Source organism: Pseudorhodoferax sp. Leaf265, assembly GCF_001422365.1.
In the GTDB taxonomy this organism is placed as follows: Bacteria; Pseudomonadota; Gammaproteobacteria; order Burkholderiales; family Burkholderiaceae_C; genus Pseudorhodoferax.
This window is the reverse complement of the sequence record NZ_LMMT01000020.1, coordinates 17,749-40,485: the sequence shown is the minus strand read 5'-3', so window position 1 is coordinate 40,485 and position 22,737 is coordinate 17,749. Positions and strand designations below refer to the sequence as shown.

At 63.1% G+C, this 22,737-nt stretch carries 17 protein-coding genes and 3 pseudogenes; 11 read left to right on the top strand and 9 right to left on the bottom strand.

The window, feature by feature from the left end; all coding sequences use genetic code 11:
• Positions 1 to 343: 343 nt before the first annotated feature.
• Together ASF45_RS35435 and ASF45_RS17780 are read left to right on the top strand one after the other, a co-directional pair.
• Positions 344 to 624, top strand: a pseudogene (locus tag ASF45_RS35435) (OB-fold nucleic acid binding domain-containing protein); the annotation flags it as partial.
• Between the two features lie 276 nt (positions 625 to 900).
• Positions 901 to 1,224: a helix-turn-helix transcriptional regulator gene (locus tag ASF45_RS17780; protein WP_235580952.1), complete on the top strand. Its 324-nt coding sequence runs from the start codon at positions 901 to 903 to the stop codon at positions 1,222 to 1,224.
• Positions 1,225 to 1,438: 214 nt separating this feature from the next.
• Here ASF45_RS17780 and ASF45_RS34665 read toward each other — a convergent pair whose 3' ends face one another.
• The 3 genes from ASF45_RS34665 to ASF45_RS17770 all read right to left on the bottom strand — a co-directional run bounded on the left by ASF45_RS34665 (position 1,439) and on the right by ASF45_RS17770 (position 6,428).
• Positions 1,439 to 1,783, bottom strand: a complete 345-nt coding sequence (locus tag ASF45_RS34665) for a transposase (protein ID WP_162244024.1) — start codon at positions 1,781 to 1,783, stop codon at positions 1,439 to 1,441.
• Between the two features lie 1,116 nt (positions 1,784 to 2,899).
• A complete protein-coding gene (locus tag ASF45_RS17775) occupies positions 2,900 to 4,975 on the bottom strand; it encodes a hypothetical protein (RefSeq protein ID WP_156473070.1) in 2,076 nt (691 codons plus the stop codon).
• Positions 4,976 to 4,982: 7 nt separating this feature from the next.
• Complete coding sequence (locus ASF45_RS17770) at positions 4,983 to 6,428, bottom strand: VPA1262 family N-terminal domain-containing protein (protein WP_056665429.1); 1,446 nt, start codon at positions 6,426 to 6,428, stop codon at positions 4,983 to 4,985.
• Between the two features lie 451 nt (positions 6,429 to 6,879).
• On the opposite strand from ASF45_RS17770, the pseudogene ASF45_RS34660 reads away from it, so the two are divergent.
• Positions 6,880 to 7,787: pseudogene (locus ASF45_RS34660) on the top strand (IS3 family transposase); the annotation flags it as partial.
• Between the two features lie 31 nt (positions 7,788 to 7,818).
• Here ASF45_RS34660 and ASF45_RS17760 read toward each other — a convergent pair.
• Positions 7,819 to 9,171 carry an IS30 family transposase gene (locus ASF45_RS17760; protein WP_082551091.1) on the bottom strand — a complete coding sequence of 451 codons (1,353 nt, stop codon included), beginning with the start codon at positions 9,169 to 9,171 and terminating at the stop codon, positions 7,819 to 7,821.
• 68 nt (positions 9,172 to 9,239) lie between these two features.
• On the opposite strand from ASF45_RS17760, the pseudogene ASF45_RS17755 reads away from it, so the two are divergent.
• From ASF45_RS17755 to avs1c, 3 genes and pseudogenes are all read left to right on the top strand, one after another.
• A pseudogene (locus ASF45_RS17755) lies at positions 9,240 to 9,515 on the top strand (integrase core domain-containing protein); the annotation flags it as partial.
• Between the two features lie 147 nt (positions 9,516 to 9,662).
• Entirely contained in the window at positions 9,663 to 11,270 is a 1,608-nt protein-coding gene (locus ASF45_RS17750) for a hypothetical protein (RefSeq protein WP_056665419.1), read from the top strand.
• A gap of 31 nt (positions 11,271 to 11,301) precedes the next feature.
• A complete protein-coding gene (avs1c, locus tag ASF45_RS17745) occupies positions 11,302 to 11,568 on the top strand; it encodes an AVAST type 1 anti-phage system protein Avs1c (RefSeq protein WP_200932173.1) in 267 nt (88 codons plus the stop codon).
• A gap of 167 nt (positions 11,569 to 11,735) precedes the next feature.
• Here the strand turns inward: avs1c and ASF45_RS35430 are convergent, their stop codons facing one another.
• The 4 genes from ASF45_RS35430 to ASF45_RS17735 all read right to left on the bottom strand — a co-directional run bounded on the left by ASF45_RS35430 (position 11,736) and on the right by ASF45_RS17735 (position 15,364).
• Positions 11,736 to 11,942, bottom strand: coding sequence for a hypothetical protein (locus ASF45_RS35430; protein ID WP_156473069.1), 207 nt, complete (start codon positions 11,940 to 11,942; stop codon positions 11,736 to 11,738).
• Positions 11,943 to 11,965: 23 nt separating this feature from the next.
• On the bottom strand, positions 11,966 to 12,193 hold the full coding sequence (locus ASF45_RS35425) for a hypothetical protein (RefSeq protein ID WP_156473068.1): 228 nt from the start codon (positions 12,191 to 12,193) through the stop codon (positions 11,966 to 11,968).
• A 916-nt stretch (positions 12,194 to 13,109) separates the two neighbouring features.
• Positions 13,110 to 14,255, bottom strand: a complete 1,146-nt coding sequence (gene dinB, locus ASF45_RS17740) for a DNA polymerase IV (protein ID WP_056665413.1) — start codon at positions 14,253 to 14,255, stop codon at positions 13,110 to 13,112.
• A gap of 860 nt (positions 14,256 to 15,115) precedes the next feature.
• Positions 15,116 to 15,364, bottom strand: coding sequence for a hypothetical protein (locus ASF45_RS17735; protein WP_056665411.1), 249 nt, complete (start codon positions 15,362 to 15,364; stop codon positions 15,116 to 15,118).
• Positions 15,365 to 16,146: 782 nt separating this feature from the next.
• On the opposite strand from ASF45_RS17735, the gene ASF45_RS17730 reads away from it, so the two are divergent.
• The 5 genes from ASF45_RS17730 (at position 16,147) to ASF45_RS17710 (ending at position 21,573) form a co-directional block, all read left to right on the top strand.
• Positions 16,147 to 16,740, top strand: coding sequence for a hypothetical protein (locus ASF45_RS17730; RefSeq protein WP_056665408.1), 594 nt, complete (start codon positions 16,147 to 16,149; stop codon positions 16,738 to 16,740).
• Between the two features lie 117 nt (positions 16,741 to 16,857).
• Positions 16,858 to 17,727 carry a PEP-CTERM sorting domain-containing protein gene (locus ASF45_RS17725; protein WP_162244022.1) on the top strand — a complete coding sequence of 290 codons (870 nt, stop codon included), beginning with the start codon at positions 16,858 to 16,860 and terminating at the stop codon, positions 17,725 to 17,727.
• Between the two features lie 54 nt (positions 17,728 to 17,781).
• Positions 17,782 to 19,305, top strand: coding sequence for an IS21 family transposase (gene istA / locus ASF45_RS17720; protein WP_056665530.1), 1,524 nt, complete (start codon positions 17,782 to 17,784; stop codon positions 19,303 to 19,305).
• On the top strand, positions 19,298 to 20,191 hold the full coding sequence (istB, locus tag ASF45_RS17715; RefSeq protein ID WP_056665401.1) for an IS21-like element helper ATPase IstB: 894 nt from the start codon (positions 19,298 to 19,300) through the stop codon (positions 20,189 to 20,191). Before istA ends, istB begins: the two co-directional genes overlap by 8 nt.
• Before the next feature lie 833 nt (positions 20,192 to 21,024).
• Complete coding sequence (locus ASF45_RS17710) at positions 21,025 to 21,573, top strand: GNAT family N-acetyltransferase (protein WP_162244021.1); 549 nt, start codon at positions 21,025 to 21,027, stop codon at positions 21,571 to 21,573.
• A gap of 233 nt (positions 21,574 to 21,806) precedes the next feature.
• Here the strand turns inward: ASF45_RS17710 and ASF45_RS17705 are convergent, their stop codons facing one another.
• Positions 21,807 to 22,655 carry a hypothetical protein gene (locus ASF45_RS17705; RefSeq protein ID WP_156473066.1) on the bottom strand — a complete coding sequence of 283 codons (849 nt, stop codon included), beginning with the start codon at positions 22,653 to 22,655 and terminating at the stop codon, positions 21,807 to 21,809.
• Positions 22,656 to 22,737 lie beyond the last annotated feature (82 nt).

Sequence of the window (22,737 nt, the reverse complement as noted above, 5' to 3'; positions counted from 1 at the left end):
CTTGTCATGAGTTGACTTGCCTGACTAGGCACCTAGCTTTCTGTTTGGACGACTTCAACGCAGCAAGCGAAGCCACCAGCAAGGCGAGTTCCGCGCCATATCGCCACCACGGCCGGGCCTTGGACTCGATGGCTCGGCCAAATCTCAGGCCGTCGTGAAGCCAGGGCAGTACAACGAGGCTGCAGAGCAAGGCAGTCACAACGAAGAGCACCCAGTGGAGAAGCACTGGACGACCGAGCCGGAAGGCGGCGACGGCACCTACGAAGGCAGGCAGACCCAGTCCAAGGCTGCCGACGACGAGAACGTCCCACAGCATGCGTCCAATGTGGGATGCTTGATGGCACGCTTCGTGCGCTACGCCGGCATCGTCACGGTGCGACAGCAACCGGAGACGGCCAAGGGCGTCGTCTTCATTTCACTGGAAGATGTGACCGGCAACGTACAGGTCATCGTCTGGCCCACGTTGACGGAGAAGCAGAGGGCCGAGGTGTTACGCGCGCGGTTGCTTGCGGTCTACGGGCAGTGGCAGCTGCAGGACGGCGTCAAGAACTTGGTTGGGCACAGGCTGGCGGATCTGACGCCGTTGCTTGGGGGCTCGAGACGACGTCAAGGGATTTTCACTAGACAAGCACGAGGTACGTCCGACGCGATGCAGCGCTCGCTGCGGAGCTGAGTGCGCGACTGGTTCGATCGTCGGTAGACTGTGCCGTCGTCGCTTTTCTTCAAAGCAATTGCAGAGAGCCCGGATCAGACATGAAGCCTCGCTCCCTCACGTCGCCAAGTCCTCCCGGAAGCCACCATGAGCTGCGCGGTGCGGCAGCCGACGTCTATGCCTCGACGGCCCAATCCGAAGCGCTTTTACGGTCAGGCGCGAAGTTTCGGCGCGATCGAATGGGAGCCGTGGACATGATCACCATGGATGAAGCAGCAAAGCGTGCAGGCATGAGCCGCGTGACGATCAACGCCTGGATCAAAGCGGGTCGCTGCATTGGCGTTTCGAACCTTCGGCGCGGCTTCAAACTGCCAAGCTGGCAATTTGAGCCGGAGATCTGGCCGTTGCTGCAACCGCTGGCGGAGTGCCTCGGTACCCATGACGGCTGGCGGCTTCTGTCTTTCTTAGAAACGCCTTTGATGGCCCTCAACGGCACGACGCCCCGCATCGCGCTTGAGCAAGGTATGCCTGGCAGCCGCATCTTGGCGCTTGCAACGGCTGACGCACACTGATCGATGTCTCCCTGACGAACTGAATGCACCGTTCGTCGGCAGGTGGCGGCCAGTTCGCAGGCTCACTAATGCGCCGCTGCCGCAGAATGCCTCCATGATGCACCGACTCCCGAGAGGCCGCTCGCCAAGTGCAGTGTCTGTGGCGCCATCTATGCCGTCGTTATGAGGGAGACCGTCGCCAACGACGCCGACACTCTGCAGCGGTGGGAGCCCTTCAGGAACGGCTTCTGGTGCGGAGCACCAGGCGTTCGGTTCCTACCGGCCACGTATCGCGACGCTCCTTTGGCTGCGACGATGAAGCCGATCTTTCTCTACCGCCTGCCCGGCGAATGACGCGGCGGACGCGTTCCGATAGCTGTCGCTGTTGCTGCCGACGGACGGCTCGATGCCGAAGATGGTCTCGGCGCCACTTGAACAGCATGTTGGCGTTGACGCCACTTCGCAGCGCGATGGCCGACACCGACGCGCCCGGCTCCAGGCACTGCTGTACAAGGTCCCGCTTGAAGGCCAAGTCGTGCTGCCTGCGACTGGCCTTGCCAACCTGCGACTCACTCTTCATGGTGTGCACCATCTCCCGTAAGCGCACACCTCCAAGCGGGTCAGCGATCAGGGACAGATGCTTGCCGCCCTCCCACGCTCAGGCAAGGGTGGTCCTCGTCGGACTATTACCGTATTCCAACAAGGATGCCATCAGATCCATCACGGCGCGGAGCAGAAGGGTAGGAGTTCCTCGATTCCATTCATGCGTGCGCGAGACCGCTTAGTCGAGGGCCGAGGCTCGGGTGCGCCCCATGCGGCCAATGGCTGAAATGGCGCTCGACTTCAGCGCCCGCTGCGGGGCAGGTACAGCGTGGGCGCGTCAGAACCACTGTAGGGGAAACGTAGGAATCCTCGGCGCGTCAGCCGAGATGCGAAGCGCCCGTTGGCCACGTTCTCAACGAACATTGAATCAACATTGGCTGAAACGCTGGTCGCCTCGAACTGGTTGCACAGCGCTGTGAAAAGGCCATGACCAGGCTGTTCGACCGTGATGTCCCCGATGCAGATGCTGTGGGCTCCGCCCACCGCGGGCTTGCAGATCGAGTAGCGGCTGTAGGCGGTGAATACGTTGCTGAGGTAGTGTCGTGACAGGACGCCTTGTCTTGGCGAAATGCCGCGAGCTAGTTGCTCAAACCACAACAGTTATGCACTGGCTACCTCGTCGACCGTCGCGTTCTTCATCCTTGCAATATAGCGCCATGTGTTCCTTTTGCCCCCCAGCGGAGCGAGCGCGCTCATTTGCCTGCGACGTGGCATGTCTCGTGCGCGGCTGCGTCGCAGCTCGTCCCCCCAAACGGGTCGGCTGTGTAGAAACGCTCACGCAGGTGGAGGACCAGGCCGTGGTCGGAAAGCAGCCGTTTGTCGTCTGCTCTAGGCCGAACGGTTCAGGCCCCAGCCGAGCGCTGATGCCTCGTCGCTGAGATCGCAAGACGCAAGACGAAAGTCGAGGCTTCGCTCGCTAATCCAGGGCGCGGACGGACCGGCTGGGTCGACGTGCACGATAGGTGCGTCGGGCCAATCAGCTTCGTGCTGAGGCTCCTCGCGCTGTGAAGCGCTGTCGTCCTCAGTGACTGCATCGGGCTAACGCCGTTGGGGCAGCACCCACCGCTCATGCCGGCCGGACCGCCCCCAACCATCAGCCCGCCATGTGGGGACGCGACGACAGCGCTTCCTCACGACACAATTGTGCGCACCGGCTTCCGCCGAAGTCGGGAGAACCAAGCAGTTGATCGCGTTCCAGCGCTCCACCGCGCACGGCACGCAATAATGTGGCGGCGATCGGACGAAGCCGCTCGCGCCAGAGTGGGGACCATCGAATGAGGCTGGATTCCCAAACCCGAACGATTCCGTCTTCCAGCGCAGTATCGTCCAGGCGACGCGCCTGGCCGATGCTTGAATCAAGCAGCTCCAGCGACAGAGAGGCCACGCTCCATGCATCTCCCGCATTCAGGTCGAGCAAGGCCTGATGCAGCAGGTCCAGAGCAACGCTCGCGCGGCCTTCGATCATTGGCGCCGACGACCACAAGGACATGCAGCGCACCAGAGGCGGCATGCGATCGTCGTGCAGCCACGCTTCCCGCCGGTCACCCGGGCTGCCTGGCTCCATCAACGCCAGGGCGGTGCCAACGACACGGTACTGCCAGCCCTGATCGTCGATGTCTCCGCGGCATTTCTGAAGCACCAAGTCTGCCTGCTTGAGCGCAACTTTCATGAGGTTGGGCAACGGTGCCGGACCATCTGGCCACCCATGACCCAGGTGCAAGGCCATCCACACACCCTGGAGCCGCCGTTGCAGCGCGGATGCATACGCGTTCGGCCGAACGTCGGCTGCGTACGGCTGGTCGAAGACTTTGTTTGCCGCTTCGGTGAGCGGATGGAGCAACAGCCCCACGTGTCGGTCCAGCGTCCGATCCTTGGGCACCGTGATCATCCGGGTCGCCTCGCCGAACCAACGCAGCCGCTCTTCCATATCCTCCGAAGAGGACGGTTGGTGCTCGAATGGGTCGGCCGCGACGGTCGGAAGTAGCAGGTTCTGAAACTCTCGGACGGCAAGCTTGAGGATCGATTCCTTCAGAGGGACCGACTGCACGCGTTGTGCCAAACGAACGAAATACTGAGATGGATCTCCGACAAAGCAGCGCGTCAACTGTGCGATCTGCAGATCGGTCAGTGCCGCAGAAGGCGCGTGCTCCGCAAGCAGGTCGAACCCCGCATCAAGCAGACGATCCGCCGCTGCTGCGCGCGCGCCAAAAGCCCCGTCTTGCGCACCCTTTAACGCCATTTCCATCAGGCGCCTGCGATCGGCCGACGTGGGATGGTGCGCTTGTTTCGGGGGAAGCTGCACGAAGGAGGGACCGGGGAGCGCTGAAGGCGTTTCGCTGACGACTGCATCGAGCTCCCACAGCCGCAACAGCCTGACCCGATCGAACACGATGGTCGCCAGTGCGAACGCCTGCGCGTTCGATGTGGATCGGCGCCTGAGTTGCCGCGCCGCGTGCGCGAGGCCATCGAAGGCCTCGTCAACGCTTGACAACTGCTCCATGTGCGCCTCCATGCCCATCGCCTGCAGCACCGGAACGTTGGTATCGAGGTGGATCGACAAGCGGGCCCGCGCTTCGAGGCCGAGTCGCGCGTTCCGAAGCATGTGGTTGACAACCGCGGATGCCGCCCAATGGCTTGCCTCGGTGCGCAGCCAGTCGCCAAAGGTTCGGGGGCTGACAAACAAGGCAAAGTCGCACACTGCGGACAGGCCGTAGCTGGCCGATCGGATGTCGTCACGTCCGCGTGCGATTTGCATCACTTCCAGCGTGAAGTTCGATTCACGAACTGCGTCCAAGCTTGTGGTCTCGACGCCGTGCCGTTTCGGGGCGACAGATTCGCCTCTCCGCGCAGCTTCACCCAACAATCGTCGGAGCAGCAAACGCCCACGAAGCACCCTACGGGCAGGACTTTTGAGAAGCGTCACGCAGGCCGCGGCGTCGAAACCTTCGACCGTATGGGCCATCAACTCACCCAAACCAAACAGCACGCCCGGGCGAGCAAGGCCGTGTCGATTGCCTGAGCGACGGATCGCTCGAGCGACTCTGCCCGCATCCACACTTTTGCGCTCGTGACGCCGCACGAAGAGGCGTCGAGTGCGAGCCGCCTTGAACACCGCCGTAGGCCTTGTGCCTTCGTCCAGATCCAGGAGCCACCGCAAGGTGGGAAGCACGCTTGATTTATGTCTCAGCTCTCGGGAAAGCGTCCGGCGGCGCAGGCCATTCAAAGTTGATGCGCGTCGTTGTCGATTCGGTGGCGTCATGACCGTGGCAAAGTCCCTCGATGTAGTCCGACGCGTCGCTCAGTGCAGAGCCTGTGAGGCGGCTCATGCAGAAGGGCCAGTTGACGGCAAGGTTGTTGATGCTGTTGGAAAGAAGATAGACGTCTCGACTACCGTCGCGGCGGTTCAAGAGCAGGTATCGGTCGTGGAAAGCCGGCTCTCCGCTGCCAGTGATCAGGTTGACGAAACGCAGCTGAACACTGAGCAGCGGCGCAAGGCGGCCGAGGATGCTGGGCAGTTCGTGCTTCACCATCCGGTCCTCGGCCAGGTCCTGCGGGCTCAGCTGCTTTCCTGTGTCGACGTCGGTCCTTCCCCAACACGTGACGATCGTCACGTGCAACGAGTCCGAACTGAGGCGCGTGAGAAGGCGCTCCACGGCTTCGCCATTGAAGAACGGGTCGGCGATCACAGCGCGGGTGACGGTGCCGTCGTTCAGAAGGCGGTTGAAGTGTTCGATGACGCCGAGCTGTTCGTCCAAGCCGCGAGGGAACCATCGGTCCGAATGCAGAGTTGCGTCCAGGTGGCTCAAGTGGGCTTGCATTCTCTGGCGGAACTGCCTGAGACCGTCCGGGTCGTAGGAGACCACGGTGTGGTGCGTGCGGACCGCCGCAGAGCCGAAGGCATACGCATGTTTTTTGTTTTGGGATGCTGCTTGAATCGCTAGTCTGTCGCCCACCTGAAGTGTCCTACCGAGCGTGCGGGACGTGAGCGTCACTTCTCGGATGTAGGTCGCATGCTCCCGGTGCAGCAACTTGCCGGTCTGATCAAAAATGGAGATGATGGACTCGTCCACGATTCCATCGACGGTTTGATCGAATCCGGACTTGTCGGGACCGCAAAACTTCAGTCCCTCCCAAAGGACTTCGCCATCGCCCAGGGCGCGGATGTGCGCAGTCCACGCATCCTTCTCGGGGCTGACACACCATACGGTCACAACGCTGTCGTGATGGTCCTCCCTTGACCGCAGAACATGCATGCGGAAGTCGCCCGGCGCCTCGAGTCGGTCTGCTAGCTTGAAGAGGTCGAATCCGCCGATGTGGGTGATCTGCTGCTTGCGCAAATCCACGCCAACGTCCTGCGCGACGATGTCGGCAGCGCGCACGAAGTCAAGGTCGGCCGGCACGCCCGTTGGCACTTGCGGCAAGCCGTAGCTGACAAGAGACATCGCGGCAGAGTGCCCCGGGAACGGGGTCACTACAGAACGTTGGTGCCGGACCGCTATCGAGGGCGCCTCGGGCAGCAACGAGGACAGGTCGATCTTGGCCACGCCGCCGCTGATCGATGACAGCAGCAGTTGTCCGGCCTGTTCGTTGCCGTCGAAGGTGCGCTGTTGCACGTGCAGCATTGCGCCAGAGGGAAGCCGTTCGCACCTGATCGACACCTGCACGGAGCGCTCAATTGGTGCGGCCATGCCGTAGAAATGCGTCGGCTCCGCTCCGGGCCGCTCTATCCAACTGTCGTATAGCCACCAATTGGCATTCGGAGGGGGGGCTGAAGGGCGATGGGGAGTCGACATTCCGGCGATGGGAGCGTAGTGTGATGGGGATGGTAGGTCGTGCAGAGGCAGTGAGCATCGCATACGAAGGGTACACAGAATGCGCTTTTGTGTTGGCGCCGACCGACGTTTGAGCCCCCGTGGTGGATTTGAAGACTTCTCCTGCTGCTGGCCAGAGGACGTGCTCAAGGCCAAAGGAGCGGCCTCCGAGGTACGCCGTATCGTGAACGTGAAAGACTGACCCTGCCTCGATTTCACGTACAGCAAGAAGTTGATAACTTCAGAGGTACGGAGAATCGAGATGAGAGAAGGCAAGCTGCCCAAGAGGCAGTACACACAAGAATTCAAGGGCGAGGCCGTCAGGCTGGCCGCGTCGGTGGGCGGACACGAGGCCGCACGTCGCCTCGGCGTGCCGGTGGCGACGTTGGGTAACTGGTCCAGGCGTGGCATTGCATCGGCCGGCGCCAGCGGCGCGACTGTGCCCAGTGAGGCGCCAGCGCGGCGCCCGGTGAGTGAGCTGGAGGCGGAAAACAGCCGCTTGCGCAGGGAGCTGGCCGACGCGAAGCTGGACGTGGAAGTCCTTCGAAAAGCGACGGCGTACTTCGCCAGGGGGTCGCGATGAAGTACGCCTGGATCGACGAGCATCGCGACCAGTACACCGTCAGCCGGCTGTGCCGCGTGCTGCAGGTGTCCCGCAGCGGCTACTGCCAATGGCGCGTGCGCCCGCCCAGTCCCGGCACACTGGCCAACCAGGCTCTAGATGCCAAGGTGGCCGCCATCCACGATGCCAGCCGCCGAAGCTATGGCCGCCCTCGGATCGTTCACAAGCTGCGCCAGCAGGGCGAAGTCGTCAGTGCCGAGCGAGTGCGAAAGAGCCTGCGGCGCCAAGGCCTGCGCCCGGTGTACAGAAGGCCGTTCGTGGTGACCACCGATTCGGCGCACCGCTTGCCGGTGGCACCGAATCTGCTGGGCCGACGCTTTGATGGTTGGCAGCGCGACCAAGCCTGGGTGGCAGATATCACGTACGTGCCCACTGGCGAGGGCTGGCTGTACTTGGCGGCCGTGATGGACCTGGCCGGCCGGCGCATCGTGGGCTGGTCGATGTCCGAGAACATTGACGCCACGCTGGTGTGCACCGCCTTGAAGTCGGCATGGTGGCTGCGCAAGCCTGCCAAGGGGCTGCTGGTCCACACCGACCGCGGATCCCAGGGTGGATTCAACCGGTCGTCGCAACACCGGGTTACGCGGCGGATTTTAGGTAGTCGTTCAGCGCCTCCGCAGGAGTCCTCCAGTCCAACGTTTTACGTGGCCTGCTGTTCAAGGCGTTGGCCACAGCTTGAAGCTCGCGCACGTCCCATCGGGACAGGTCAGTGCCCTTGGGGAAGTACTGACGTAGCAGGCCGTTGGTGTTCTCGTTCGTGCCGCGCTGCCAGGGGCTGTGTGGGTCGGCGAAGAAGACCTTCACGCCCGATTCAATGGTGAATCGAACATGATCGGACAGCTCCTTGCCACGGTCCCAGGTCAGTGACTGCCACAGTTGCGTAGGCATCGTGGTCACTGTTTTCTTGAGCGCATTGGCCATGGTGGTCGCGCCATATCCCGCCAGTGCAGGTCCGTTCTTCGTTCTGGGAGTCACTCCATAGCCGGTCTCGCGCGGCAAGTGCACGAGCATGGTGAAGCGGGTTGATCGCTCCACCAGCGTACCGATGGCAGACCGGTCCAGCCCGATGATCAGGTCTCCTTCCCAATGACCTGGAACGGCACGATCATCGGCCTCTGGCGGTCGGTTGGAGATCATCACTTCCTCGCTGACGTGTGCCCATGCCTTGGCTTGGGCTCTGGCCCGCGGCGTACGCAAGGCACGGCCCGTGCGCAGATAGCTCACCAGCTCGCGCTTGAGAGCCCCTCGGCCCTGGATGTACAGGGACTGGTAAATGGCTTCATGGGAGATGCGCATCGATGGATCATCGGGGAAGTCGATCCGCAAGCGATTTGCGATCTGCTCCGGTGACCAACCCTTCACCCACTTGCGGTCACCACGGTGCGGTTTGTTGCGCCCAATGAATGGTGCCTGCCGAGGACCGGTGACTCCCTTGCCGCGAGTGTCATGCAGTTCGCCTTCCAAGCGGTCCTGGACATAGCGACGCAGCTGTGGGTTGGTGACCAGCTTGGCCGGCTTTGGCCTCCTGGCAACAAGCTCGGCTTTCCACTGCGCGACCGATGCACGATAGTCGAGCTTGCCGCCACGTGTTGCAGCATTGCGTGTCAGCTCTCGGGAGACGGTCGAGGGGCTTCGTCCCAAACGACGGGCTATGTCCCTCACACCAATGTCCTGGGCTCGCAACAAGGCAATCTCCTCTCGCTCTGCAAAGGACAGGTACCGCTCGGAAACAGGCGTCGACATGAACAATGGCATCCCGCCACGATGCCGGAACCAGCGCGAGCCAACCGGCTGCGACACGCCGACGGCTTCAGCGGCCTTCTCGCTCGTGATTCCGGTGGCAATCTGCTGCCAGAACTGTCGTTCCACTTCCCGTCGCAGCGACGGTGCTCCAGGCGAGCGCATCGCACCACGCCCCGTCAACTTGTGCATCCAACCCGCAGGTCGGCCCATAAACACCTCCTTGATTAAAGGTGTTGCGACGACCGGTTGAATCCACCCAGTACGCAGGTGGGCGCTACCGGGCGTTGGCCGCCGAGCTGGGCATCACGATGTCCATGAGCAGGAGGGCCAACGCCTGGGACAACGCGCCGATGGAAAGCTTCTTCAAAACGCTGAAAGTCGAGCGCATCCATCAGGTACGCTACGACACGCGGGCGCAGGCCAGGCTGGACATCGTCGATTGGATCGAAGGCTGGTACAACCGCCAGCGCTTGCACTCAGCCAACGGCTTCCTGCCCCCAGTGATCTGGGAGAGCTCCCGCTTGGCTGCATGACTTGATGTACGTGGAAACGAGGCAGGGTCACTGGTGGTGCCCGGCACGTTTGGAACCAACCGATCTGTGCGCGAGTCTGGCGAGGCGTTGCGGCGCGCAGAAGCTCACGTTGCGCGCTTGAATGCAGGGACCGCACGTGACGAAGCGATGACTGCCTTGCAACTTCTTCAAGGCGGCGGCTGGTCGGTTTGGGGTGGGCATTCCCCCGAGGCTGCCCGTGCGGAGGCGTTGGTACGCGCAGGTCTTGAGGATCCGGCCGAACTCGTCAGGTTGTACGGGCCGCTGATACTAGCTGAGCGACACGTCGAGAAGTGGCGCAGGGCCGACCATCTCATAGGCAGGATGTCGGGGCTTCTCAACAATCAGCAGCGCGCCGCGATCGTCGACGTGGTTTTGGACCATGTTCGTTGCATGGTGGGTGATGCGACGGAGCACGTGCACGAGTACGGATTTCTAAGCGCCGACACGCGCGACGGTGCAACCGATGCGCTGTTGCATCTGCTGTTGGGCTTGGTGGACCATCCCAAATGGATGAGGCAGGCTCAAGCCGCGGAGATGATCCTTTGGCTTCTTGAGCAGCGGCCGGACTACGTAGCAACGCTTGGGCCGCTGGCGTTCGAGGCGACGACCGGCATGCGCGCAGACGTGATCTGCGGCGCGCTCGACGCTCTTTCCAGCTCTCGCCCAACCGAACTGTGGGATCGGCTTGCGCCTGCGCTTGATTTCGATCGCATCGAGCGCGAGTGCGATCACGCCGGCCGATGGGGCGTCCTGCTTCGGTTGGCCAGGCGTGCTGAAGGCGACGGCCATCCGGGGGCGGGTAGTGCGGTTTCGCGCCTGCGATCACGGTTCTCGGTGTCGGCGGTGCGGCGCTCGCCGACGGGTTCTCCGCCTGAGGTCCCCGCGTGGGCGACGTCGTTGGAGCTGCAGTGGGACGAGTTGGCCGCACGAGGGCTTGTGGACGCCGACATGGTGCGTCAAGTTGAGGAGCGCTTGCGCGCGGGTTGCGCTCCGATGTCGATCGCGACAGCCGAAGAGCTCGAGGGCTTGCTTTTGCGGAATTTTCGCGACTCCCACCAACGCCCTTTGGCACGTTGGGAAGCCAACGTTCGCCACGCCATCTTGGTGACGCTCTCGTCAAGGTTGAGTGAATCGGATCTGCTGTTCGTGGAGCAACTGTTCCGCGTCTACAACCCTTCACCTCTGCATCGGCTTCGGGTGGTGGATTTTGTGTCGCCAGCCGAACGTTGGATGCAAGCTATCTCGCGAGGCGGTCTCGGCTCCATCATGCCGGTCGAAGCTTCCGAGATGTTCTTGGACTTTCAAGCATGCCTGGTGCTTCCTCACGAGCGGCAGCGTCGGTACCTGAGGCTGACGGCGTTTCTGCATCGGCGGGGCGCACGAGCGATTCCTCCAGCTCAATCGCCAACCTTCGCATCGACCGAGACGCCCAGGAGTGGCCACGCAGGATCGATGGACTTGTGCGTCAGGGCGGAACCGAGATCGGCGCTGTTTGGCACGTTCGCTCCAGCGATTCCGACCTCCGCATTGATCCAGCACGTCGGTGGCACCAGCGCCGTCACGCGGGGCTATTGGCGCGAGGGTCGGATCGGCAGCATCCGCGATTCCTGGCCACAGCAAGAGGGATGCTTTCTGAAGGTCGAGAAGGCTGCATTGAAGCTGCCACCTGATCTGGCCATCGCGTGGGACGGTCAGCTTGACGGTCGCCATTTTCTGCTTGCGCCCACCATCTAGGACGACGCCGATGCCCTCACGTATGAAGACGATGGACACGCCGCAGAACCGAGCCGAGTTCGAGCATCGGTTTCATCGTGTGTTCGAACTGGTTCAGCAGAAAAAGTATCACCAATTTCCCGGTACCAAGGAAAGCCTTTTGGACGTTCGGCTCCTGCCCAACGGACGTCTCGACTTCTTAAGCGTGGACGAGTCCGCACGGTTGATTGCGAACACCATGCTTCAGTTCGCGAACTTCAAAATGCCCGCGGCCACAGATGAGCACGATCAGCCGTCCGATCGCACGGACGGCGATTGACCCGCTTGCTTGTGGCAAGCTCTTGGGTCCAACCTTCGGGAATGGGGGCTGGATGAGGACACGGTAGGTCGGTTTGCTCGCCGGTCGGCATCTCAAATCTCATGACGCAACCGCGCAAGCTTGTCGCTCATCGTGAGAGGGTCTCGTCGACCTCTCCCGAGGTGGAGCTAGGTTCCAGCCGCGGCATTCCTCGCCAGTTCCATCTCGCGTTCGCAACGCACGATTTCGTCTCTCAGGTGCTGCTGGTGCTCTTCACGGCGTCGTTCTTGTGCACCACTTCCCTCGGATCGGTTGCAGTCTTGCTGCAGTTCGGCTTGAAAAGCTGCTCTCGCTGCGTTGAGCTGGGCTTCGGCTTCTTCCATGGTCTTGCTCATAGTGCCTCCGGAATGTCTTGGGATCAGGGACGCGCTGCACGCAGCTGGTCGACGACGGCCACAAAAGCCGGCTGTCTGGGATCGATGTTGAGAACATCAGACGCATTGCTGCAGATTCCGAAGTCGTTCCAGCTCTTGGCAACGTCGCCCATGCCAGGTGTGTAGACCATTCCCGAAATCCCGTCTTGTAGATCGTCTGGATCAAGCTCGAAAAGTGTGGCGTCGAGACCGCCTTTGGTTTTGAGCTTCACGGGTGGGTTGATTGCAATCGGTGGCATCTTTTTTCCGTTCCTGATCGGTGCAGTTGCTGGAAAGCGAAAACTTGGCCATGCAGTCCGCTGTAGTCGTCGCTGTGCGAAATTGGGAGGATGGAAGGGCAGTGGTGACGATCCTACCCTCCACGCAGCCTGTCGTCGGATACGGTGATGTCGCTCATACCTAACTAGGTAAGGCGGCCATCACCGCGAAGCGAAGCCCGGAGCATCGAGTCCATTGCCATCCATGTGCCTACGGCCGCGGCTCGGATCACTGTCCGGCTCTCACTGCTTCAGTGGTGAGGCTGCAGATAGTCATGCACTGCATCAATGAGCATCAGGATCCAGAATGGGTTGGCGGTGGAGGGCGGGGAACTTGAGCGTGCCTGTGACCAAGCCGCGCCTGTTGTGGCGCTGGAGGCAGGATCAGCCGCGGGGGCGTCGGTCTGAGCCTTGCTGTCGGTGCAGGGGAAGCCCGCGTTCCAGGAGGCTGGCGGCGGGTGAGGGTGCGACTAGGTGGGCCGCTTTCGTTGCCGTTATGGGCTGCGTTGGCTGAATCATTGGGTGGCGGCGGTGTCGCGATCGTCGCAACCGCTGGAGTAGGGCGGGCGGACGAGAAAGCTGAGCTCTCGGCCGCCCACGAAATGGAACCTACGCCGCCATCATGGGCCCGACAGATTCGTCCCCAACTTGACTGAGCAGGCCATGTCAGCTGCCAACAAAGACCCCGCATGCAGAAAGTTTAGTGCGCTGGCAGTGTGTATGTCTGATCAATCGCAAACGCCTGTGCGGCCCGTAGCCAAGCGGCGAGCCAGAACAGATACCTCCGTCGCCCTTCTGTGTTCCAACCTCCAGTTTGCCCGGCGAAGTGCAGGCTTCGGATGCATCGTCGTTGCCCCCTTTGTCGGGCTGGTTAGTCGAACTTCAGCGCGAACTGGGACGCCTCTTCAGGCTCTTGCTGCTGACTTGGTCGAGCGAGGTTGCCGGCTTTGATTCCAAGCAGTCTGATCGTGCGCACCATGTCGATGCGCTTGATGCAACTGCTCGCTGCCTTGCGCAAGCTGCGGGCGTCGCCGATGGACACCGGTAAGGTCACATCGCGCGTGACCGTCTTGAAGTCGTCGAAGCGAAGCTTGACCCCGATCTTCTTGGCGACGTAGCCTTTGCGCGAGAGGTCGGCAGCCACTTGGTCGCACAGAGCCTTGAAGGCAGCGCCCAGCTCCTCGCGGTCCCGCACCGCATGCAGATTGCGTTCGAACGTGGTTTCCCGGCTCATCGAGACCGGTTCGCTGTACGTCACGACGGGGCGGTCATCCAGACCGTGGGAGACCCGGTACAGCCAGGCGCCGTAGCTGCGGCCGAAGTTCTCGATGAGCCACGGTTCTTCGCGCTCGGCGAGGTCGCCGATCGTGGCGATCTCAAACGACGCCAGCCGCTCGTTGGCCTTCGGGCCAATGCCGTTGATACTGGAGGCGGCCATGGGCCAGACCCTGCGAGGCAGGTCGTCTATGGTCAAGATCGTGAAGCCGTCTGGCTTCTGCATCTCCGACGACAGCTTGGCCAGAAGTTTGTTGGGCGCAAGACCGACCGAACAGGTGAGGTCGCCCGTGGCCTCGACGACCGCCGCTTTCAGCCGTCGAGCGATGGTTTCGGAGTCGTCTTCCAGCATCGAGACGTCGCAGTAGACCTCGTCGATGCCGATGTCCTCGATCACCGGAGAGGCCGACGCGACGGCTTCCTTGAACAGCCGGGAGTACTTGCGGTACAGCTCGAAGTTGACCGGCAGGATGATCGCGTCGGGCGCCAGGCGGGCTGCCGTCATGGTGGGCATGGCCGAGCGCACGCCAAACTTGCGGGCCTCGTAGCTGGCCTTGGTGAGCACGCCGCGCCCGACGTAGTCCCGCAGGCGCGCGAACTCACGCGTGCCGTCTGGCTTGACCTTGGGGGCATCGGACCGGCGCCCGCCGACAACCATGGGCACGCCACGCAGTTCCGGGTATTGCGACAGCTCGCAGGACGCAAAGAACGCGTCCATGTCGATGTGTGCGATGCGGCGCATAGGCCGCCATTTTCTGTCAGGGCGGCTGCACGCCAGCTACTTGCCGGCGCTTGGGCAGCGCGACGTGGTGTCGGTCGGCCGGCGTCCGAGTACACCACCTCCGTCTCGCCCTGGGAGTGTTGACGTGGGATGCGGCCTCCCGCTGGCCGCCAGGGATGAATTTCAGCAACCTTTTAGGGCCGCCGTCGGCGCTTCCCCAGCCTTGCTAAGGGACGTTCCCCGACCCAAGCAGAGGAGCGGTCAGCTCGGTCGTCGGTACTCAACGGCCACAACCGAAAACCCTCGCCAAGCTCGATCGTTGCTTTGACGGTGACGTCGCTTAGCAAGACCACCTCGACGAACGAGGCGGTGCGTTCCACGCACGTCTGATTAAGTCGTCGATCATGGCAAATGCGGGGGATTGGGTGACCCTGTGCGCGAGGTAGAGTGCTACTGTGTCCGAAGTGAATAGGAAGGCCCCGAGGTTCCAAACACTCTGCCCGCGACGGACACGCGATCGCCTCGCGAGCGCTCCGTTTTACGTTCGTTCAGCGGCGGTTGCAGAGGGGTGATGCAGCGATGTGGGCTACATGTCCAGCCGTACCATGTCGTCCTCGCATGGCCGTAGCGGATGCGGTTGGTGGGAACCGGTCTATGAGGCGAGCGCTGGGAGGAGATGGCGTTGGTCCGGGCGTCAATGCGCCCAGTCGCGCATCCTTGATTCAGACGATCCCTCCACAAGCAGCCCTGCATCAGGATGGGCGAGCCGGCAGATCCGTCTGCTTTGCTGCCACTCTGCAGTGTGAGTGCGCCGCCGGGCCAACCCATGCAAATCCTTGTGGGGCAAACGACGGCCAGCGACCGCATTTCTGCCCGGGCGATCAGCGTTTGCGGTTCGACTGCGAAACCACGCTGCCGGCCAGCGTGCGCGTGACGGGCGACGATCGCGGGTTGTCGAGCGCGCGGGACGCGCGGTCTTCGGTGCGTGCTCCGGTCTGCGCGGTCGTGCCGGCTTGCCTGAGCGCGGACCCCGCGAGCGAGCGCTGCACCGCGCTGGCGTTGTCGTTCTGCAGCGTCCTGCCAGCTACGGTCGCGACGCGGGCGGAGGTTTGCTTCGTGTTGGATGCCATGGGTCACCTCGGTGCGAAGGAAAAAGGTGCCGATCACTATATCTGCGGTTGTATTGCCTTGCAACCACTACCTATGGTGTGTCGCGGCCCATTTGCGGGAAGTGCAACCAGGGAGTCTGCGCCCGGCCACCGGTCGTCTCCAAAGTCTGTGCGAAGCACCAGGTGGCCGTCCGCGGATCTTGTTGAGATCGTTCGCGGTTCGCGCTGGCCGCAGCTCGCGTTCCACAATGCGAGCGACGGCAAACGCCGCACTTGCCTACGAGTCGCACGCCAACCCTGCGCGCGCGGCACTGTGCGGGGTCAACGGTTTCGACAGCTCGTGCATCCGCCGGTTCAGCAAGCGGTTCGGATGGACTTGCATCGCACGGCGTCTGCGCAGCTGGTAGGCGAGGGCGAGTGCCAGGTGTGCATGCATGCGCCCGCAGATCAAGCAGCGTGGCTGCAGTTCACATCGAGGCGATGCAACCGCACCACGGGGTCACGGTCTCGGCCGATCCGCTCGCCTGAGGATGTCATGCGAATCCAATGCGCCACGCTGCGGAGCTTGGGGGAGGAGCGGGCGACGTCCACGGGGGCTCACGCGACTTGATCCATTCGTGCGCTCGCCCCGTTCGGCTGCGCGGCGCCGCAGGGCGCGCTCGGTGCAACACCTGCAGTTTTTGGTAGTTCCGCCGTGCACCGAAGCTTGCTGAAATGGCGCTCTTTGCCTGGGCTCCCGGCGGTCTCCAAGGACCGCCAAGCACCGGCGAGCACGTCGGCACAAAGCACGAAGCCGCAGAACCATGCATTTCGTTCAAAAGAGGCGGTCGGTCACGCATCGCTTCGACTTTCACGCGGACGCTGTGACGTTTCAGTACAAGGACCGAAGCGGGTCTGGCGAGGCGAAGGTGTCCTACGGAGACGTTGCGGCGAAGCCGTCCGTGCGCATCGAGGAGAACGCCTGGTGGCGCAACCTAGGCGCGCTGTGGATCGTGATCGGCATCCTGCAACTGGGATTTGCGTTTGCGAAGGGCGACGGCTTGGCGGGAAGGGGGTTTTGGCTGCTGGCCGGCTGCGTGTGCTTGGTGGTCCATCGCTGGACGCGCATCTCGTACAGCGTCTTCTCGGTCGGCACCGGCGGGCTGTTCGTCATCCAGGAGGAAAAGCATCACGATGCGATCGTGCACGAGCTTCTGCAGCGCCGCAGCGCGCAGCTCAAACGCTGGTACGGGTCCATCGACGTCAACGGAGAGCCGGACAAGGAGATCGCGCGCTTTCAATGGCTCGTCACGCAGCAGGCGCTGACGCAACCGGAAGCGGACGCATTGATCGCGACCGTGCAGGCGGGTGCGGTTCTCTCGGAGCCGGGCCGCACCCCGCACTCCCGGCTCCATTGAGCGCCGACTGCGTTCGTTGGCGCGCGGTGGCCCACGGTCCGGGCAGGCGATGGCGACGGCCCCACGTCCTAGCTTGGGGCAAACGAACCGCGCGAGCGCGCGTCCGGCTGGATGCACTTGCGCCGCCATCCCGCAGATCTGACCCGGCGGCAAGCGGCGACGCAGATGCGCTTGCGGCATCGGTGGTTCTGCGCGCACGAACTACCGTCGGAGTGCCGTTTCTCCATAAAGCTGATGAAGTTGCCCGGCGCGACACTTGTCACAATTTGTAGAATTTTTCTCGGTATTTATTTGCTTCTGGTCTTCATGTTTTCTTTCAAGCAAGCTCTTCTTGGTTTCACTGCCGCCTGTCTGACGTTCAGCGCCAGCGCCTCCATCACGAGGTTGGAGCTGGATCGATTCGGACCCATCGACACGAGCTGGGGCGTTCAAAACAGCCCGTGGGAGTACAAGTACACGGAGGTGGTCACGCCGGGATCGCCGGACGCGTCGTTCTCGATGCGGCACCGTCTCAGCCGCCACAACAACTCGCTGGACTTCCGAATCGTCTGGACGGAAGAGACGATCATCGGCCCAAGATTGAATCATTTCGGCATCGAATTCTCCAGTCCTTGGGATTACGTGGCGCTGGTGCCTGGCGTTTACGACGACACCGACCCCTACGGCTACATGCAAGGCCGCGCAGGCATGACCGTCGGCGAGTACTCCATGGCGTACACGTACTACGACGGCAGTTTCGAGATCTTCGATCTGCAACGCGATTCGTCCGGAACGATCGTCAGCTTTGCCGCAGCGTTTGAGGTCCATCAAATGCCCGCGATCGGGACGCCGATCACCGCCGGACGGATTTGGTTCGACTCGAGTTTTGGCGTGTCGGAAGTGCCAGAACCGCACTCCGTCGCCCTCGTCGCATGCGCTCTTCTTGGAATGTGTTGGCGCCGACCCAAAACTGACCATCTAGAAGACGAAGTGCCGATTCAAAATTGACCAGGGTGTTCCACTTACCTGCTGAAACTTTCAGCAGGGAGCAAGGTGATCACCATGGACATGATTGGCAAGGTCAGACGCATGAAGTTGCGCGACCAACTCTCCCTCAGCGAGATCGCAAAGCGCACCGGTTTGTCGCGCAACACGGTCAAGAAGTGGCTCAAGGCGCCCAGCGAGGTCGTGCCCAAGTACGAACGGGTCAGCGCCCCGGGCAAGCTCACGGCCTTCGAGCCGACGTTGCACCAGGCCCTGACGGCCGACAGCCATCGCCCCAAGCAGGGTCGGCGCAGCGGCCGTGCCTTGTTCGCGCAGATTCAGGCCCAGGGCTACCGCGGCGGCTACAGCGCCATCACCGACTACATCCGCCGCTGGCGGGTCGAGTCGTTGGCCAGCCCGACCAAGGCCTTTGTCCCGCTCAGCTTCGAGCTTGGCGAAGCCTTCCAGTTCGACTGGAGCGACGAGGCCATGATCGTCGGCGGGGTGTTCTACAACGTCCAGGTGGCGCACTTGAAGCTGTGCGCCAGCCGAGCCTTCTGGCTGGTGGCCTATCCCAGCCAGGGCCACGAGATGCTGTTCGACGCGCACACCCGCTCGTTCCAAGCGCTCGGCGGCGTCACGCGGCGAGGCATTTACGACGACATGCGCACCGCCGTGGACAAGGTGCAGCGCGGCAAGCAGCGCATCGTCAACGCGCGCTTCGCTGCCATGTGCAGCCACTACCTGTTCGATCCCGACTTCTGCAACGTCGCCTCGGGCTGGGAGAAAGGCGTCGTCGAGAAGAACGTGCAGGACAGCCGGCGGCGCATCTGGATCGAGGCCGGCACGCGGCGCTTCGGTTCCTTCATCGAACTGAACGCCTGGCTGGGCGAGCGTTGCCGTTCGGTGTGGGCCGATACCGCCCACCCGATCCACCGGCAGTTCACGGTCGCCGAGATGTGGGAGCTAGAGAAAGGCCACCTGATGTCCATGCCGGCCCCGTTCGATGGCTACGTCGAGCGGCTGGCACGGGTCAGCAGCACGTGTCTGGTGGCGGCCGCCCGCAACCGCTACTCTGTCCCGTGCGAGTGGGCCGGCCACATCGTCAGCACCCGGGTCTATCCCGGCCGCATCGACGTGGCCACGGCCGATGCCGTGGTGGCCAGCCATGCGCGGCTGCCCGGCAGCGACCAGACCAGCTACGACTGGCAGCACTACATCGCGCTGGTGCAACGCAAGCCCGGCGCCTTGCGCAACGGCACGCCGTTCCTGGACCTGCCGGCGCCGCTGCTGCGCTTGCGTCAGTCACTCTTGCGCCATCCTGGTGGCGACAAGGCCATGGCCCAGGTGTTGGCCGTGGTGCCGCAGGCCGGGCTCGAAGCGGTGCTGGTGGCGGTCGAGCTGGTGCTCGAAGGCATGGCGCCCAGTGGCAGCATCAGCGTCGAGCATGTGCGCAATGTGCTGGCCCGTCTGAACAACCCCGTCACCCCGGCGCAGGCCGAGACCTCGCTGCGGCTTAGCCAAGTGCCGGTGGCCGACACGGCACGCTACGACCGGTTGAGACCGACGCATCTGGATGGACAGGAGGTCGGCCATGCGTGACACCACCAACGATGTGCAGGCGCAGTTGAAAGCGCTGCGACTCAACGGCATGGCCACCGCCTGGGCCGATCTGACCGAGCAAGGGGGCGATACCACCCTGGCCGCTTCACGCTGGCTCGTGGAGCACTTGTTGCAGGCCGAGGACGCCGACCGGGCCATGCGTTCCATTGCCCACCAGATGAAGTCGGCCCGCTTCCCCATGCACCGCGACCTGGCCGGCTTCGACTTCGAGGTCTCGCAAGTCGATCAGGCGTTGGTCCACAAGCTCGCCGACATGACGTTCACCCAGGATGCACAGAACGTGGTGCTGGTCGGTGGACCGGGCACTGGCAAGACCCATCTGGCCACGGCGCTGGGCATCTCGGGCTTGACCCGGCACGGCAAGCGGGTGCGCTTCTATTCCACGGTCGACCTGGTCAATGCGCTGGAGCAGGAGAAGACCCAGGGGCGGGCTGGCCGCATTGCCATGAGCCTGGTGCGCATGGACTTGGTCGTGCTGGATGAATTGGGCTACCTGCCGTTCAGCCAGGCCGGCGGCGCGCTGTTGTTCCATCTGCTGTCCAAGCTGTACGAACACACCAGCGTGATGATCACCACCAACCTGACGTTCGCTGAGTGGTCCAGCGTGTTCGGCGATGCCAAGATGACCACGGCCTTGCTGGACCGGCTGACCCACCACTGCCACATCATCGAGACGGGCAATGAGTCCTACCGGTTCCGCCACAGCAGCCATGAGGCCAAGGGCCGGATCAAGACGCGGGAGCAGAGCCGCAAGGTGACAACTGCTCAGTTCGTTGGAGACGCGGAGGGGGCCTCGCCTGACGGCTCGGGAACAGCCCAAACCAATGCAAGAAAAGGAGGCTCGACCGAGGCAGACAACCTATAGTTATTCACAGCTGGCCTTCACATTCGGTCAGCCGAGCGGAGGCCTTGAGACGTCCAACGGCACTTGACCCCGCTCATGACCGACACCCCGTTTCCGCCCTTTAACAAGGTCGATCCAGGAAGTGAGGCAGCGGCGAGGAGGGGTGCTCGTGGCTGGCGGCGAACGGAACGCCAGCGCACCTTCCGGTGCTCGCTGTCGCGCAGCCAGCTCCGACAATGGCCGTACAGGCGCGCTGTGCGTCGTACAGGCCTTTGCTTGCATGCCAAATCACAAGAACGTGCCCGGTGGGCCGCCATCGGGTATCGGTATCGACGTGCGTTCCGATTCTCAAGCCGTTCCCCGAGGTCGAGAGTACGCATTGGCCAAGCGGTTGAGCAGGAAACGACGGGGCCTGGGCGCGTTCGGCTAGGTCGCGGTCTGGCGGACGCCCAGAGGGCAAGACGCACGAGCTTTCCCTTTACAGGCGCATGGCTTCGCCGAGGCGCTACAGGGCGCCGCAAGCACCATCCTCATGGAAACGGGCATGGCGGTCCCTAAGGATGAACCGGAGATCGCAGGCTACAAAGAGCGGCGCGTGGCCGAGCACCTGAGGTCCGAGGCTTTCCACGAAATGGTGGTGTCAGAAACTGTCGCGGCGCCGACCGAACCCTAGCGCACGTTGGCCAGCTCCGGCGAGCGCGCAGCTTGCGTCTGCGAGCGCGGGTTTGCTCGATGCGGTGGGATCGGGAATCCCCGCGGTTTTCCATAATTTGACGGACGACGATCCTCCGGTGGAGGCGCGAGATCGCGACCACGCCATGGGGTGGGCATCTGCTCTGGGTACGCTATGCCCCATGAGCATGGTGATTCGACCCCTGACTGCCGACGACGCACTGGCCCTGCAGAAGCTGAGACAGGCAGCGCACGAGGATCTCACGCTCGGTACGCCGCAGGAACGTGAGCACGGGCTCGCGATGCATCGGATCCAGGAGACGCTCGTAAAGCCCTTTCGCACGATCGGTGCATGGGCAGGCTCGTCCACCCTGATCGGAGCTGCCACGGTGTCGCCCGTTCCGAAAGACCCATGGGATACCGACGGCGATGCGTGGGTCGGGTTGTCGAGCGTGATCGTTGCGCCGCCATACCGGGGTCAGGGGGTGGCCAGGGGGCTGGTGCAAGCCTGCATCGACGACGCGGCCGATTGCGGGTTCGTCGGCATGCTTCTTGAGGTCAACGAGCTAAATCCGGCTGCGCGGCATTTGTACGACTCGTTCGGGTTCACCGTGTGGAGCGGACCCAGCCTCTTCTACGAAGTAGAAGGCGATCCGTTCTACCGGGTATCCATGAAAAAGATGCTGGCGACCGGGCCCGCCGCGAACCATCCCATCGATGAGGGCGCTTGAGATCGTTCGCAGGGCGAGGTCATTGGCTTCTCGCTGTGCCGCTAGGCCTCGCTCGTTGCGAAATTGTGCCTAGCCGTCGCATCCTTAGCCAGGGCGCCTCGAACAGGCGATAGACAAAGCCTCGCGAGCGCTCGGTCCCGCTTGTCGAGCGGCACCGACGCCACCACCAGAAGTCTGCGGTGCCGAGCGGCACGCTTGAGCACGCGACTGTGCCACGGCGGCGAACAAACCGCCTACTTTTTCCAGTCGAGCGCAATACCAGGTCCTTGCGCCGACAGCTTTAGGCCCGCGCGCTCCAACGTCGTCACACGGTGCTGGACGGGATCGTAGATCGCGACGTGAGACGACGAGGCACCCACAAGGAATCCCGTGATCGCGTCGGTTCCGTTGCGTGTGACCGTGGTGCATCTGACCCACCCGGTTGCGTCGTCGCACCCCGCTTTGAACTGCAGGAGCCGCGCATCGGCCTGTTGGCGCGCGTAGTGTTCGGCGGTGGACATGGGGAGAGCCAGCGCGAACACGCCGAGCATGCCGGCGTAAGGGATGACGAGCGCCGGGACTGCGAAGGCCGCAAACACGGGCACGGCCAACGGTGCCACCCGACGCCAGCGTGCGTCTGGTGACCACACGTGCTTTCCTTTCAGTTGGCGCCAACCGATCCATGCGCCGACCAGCAGGGTGCCGGCAAGGACCGTGCCGTATCCGTACAGCCAGGGCCGAAGATCTCGAAACAGCGCCAGGGCGCCCGCGGCTACGCCGTTCACGAAGGCTTCGTAGCCGAGCACGACGGTGGCATCGGTCGACAGCGGGAAGAAGGCAGCGTCCAGGCCCCACCGGCGGTAGTACTCCGCGTTGTACGTGGCCCCCATGAGGTGCAAGCAGAGTCCGCCGACAGCGGTCACAACCGCTGTCATCTGTGCGATCGTGGTCCACGCGAACGATCTTGTCGGTGGGGCCGGGGAGGGCGCAGAGGCGGGTGCAGGTGAGTTCAACGGTTGGCCACGTTGCAGGGGGGAGAGTTCGATTGTGTCGCGCGCCAAGGCGGAGCCGGCCGGCGGGCTCGGCCGGACAAACAGGTCCATGCCGCATCTTCCTCACAGTAGAGGACATCCGGCTTGTCAGGGGAGCCGGTTGTAGCGCCATTGCTGCGCGGCACCCCTTCGC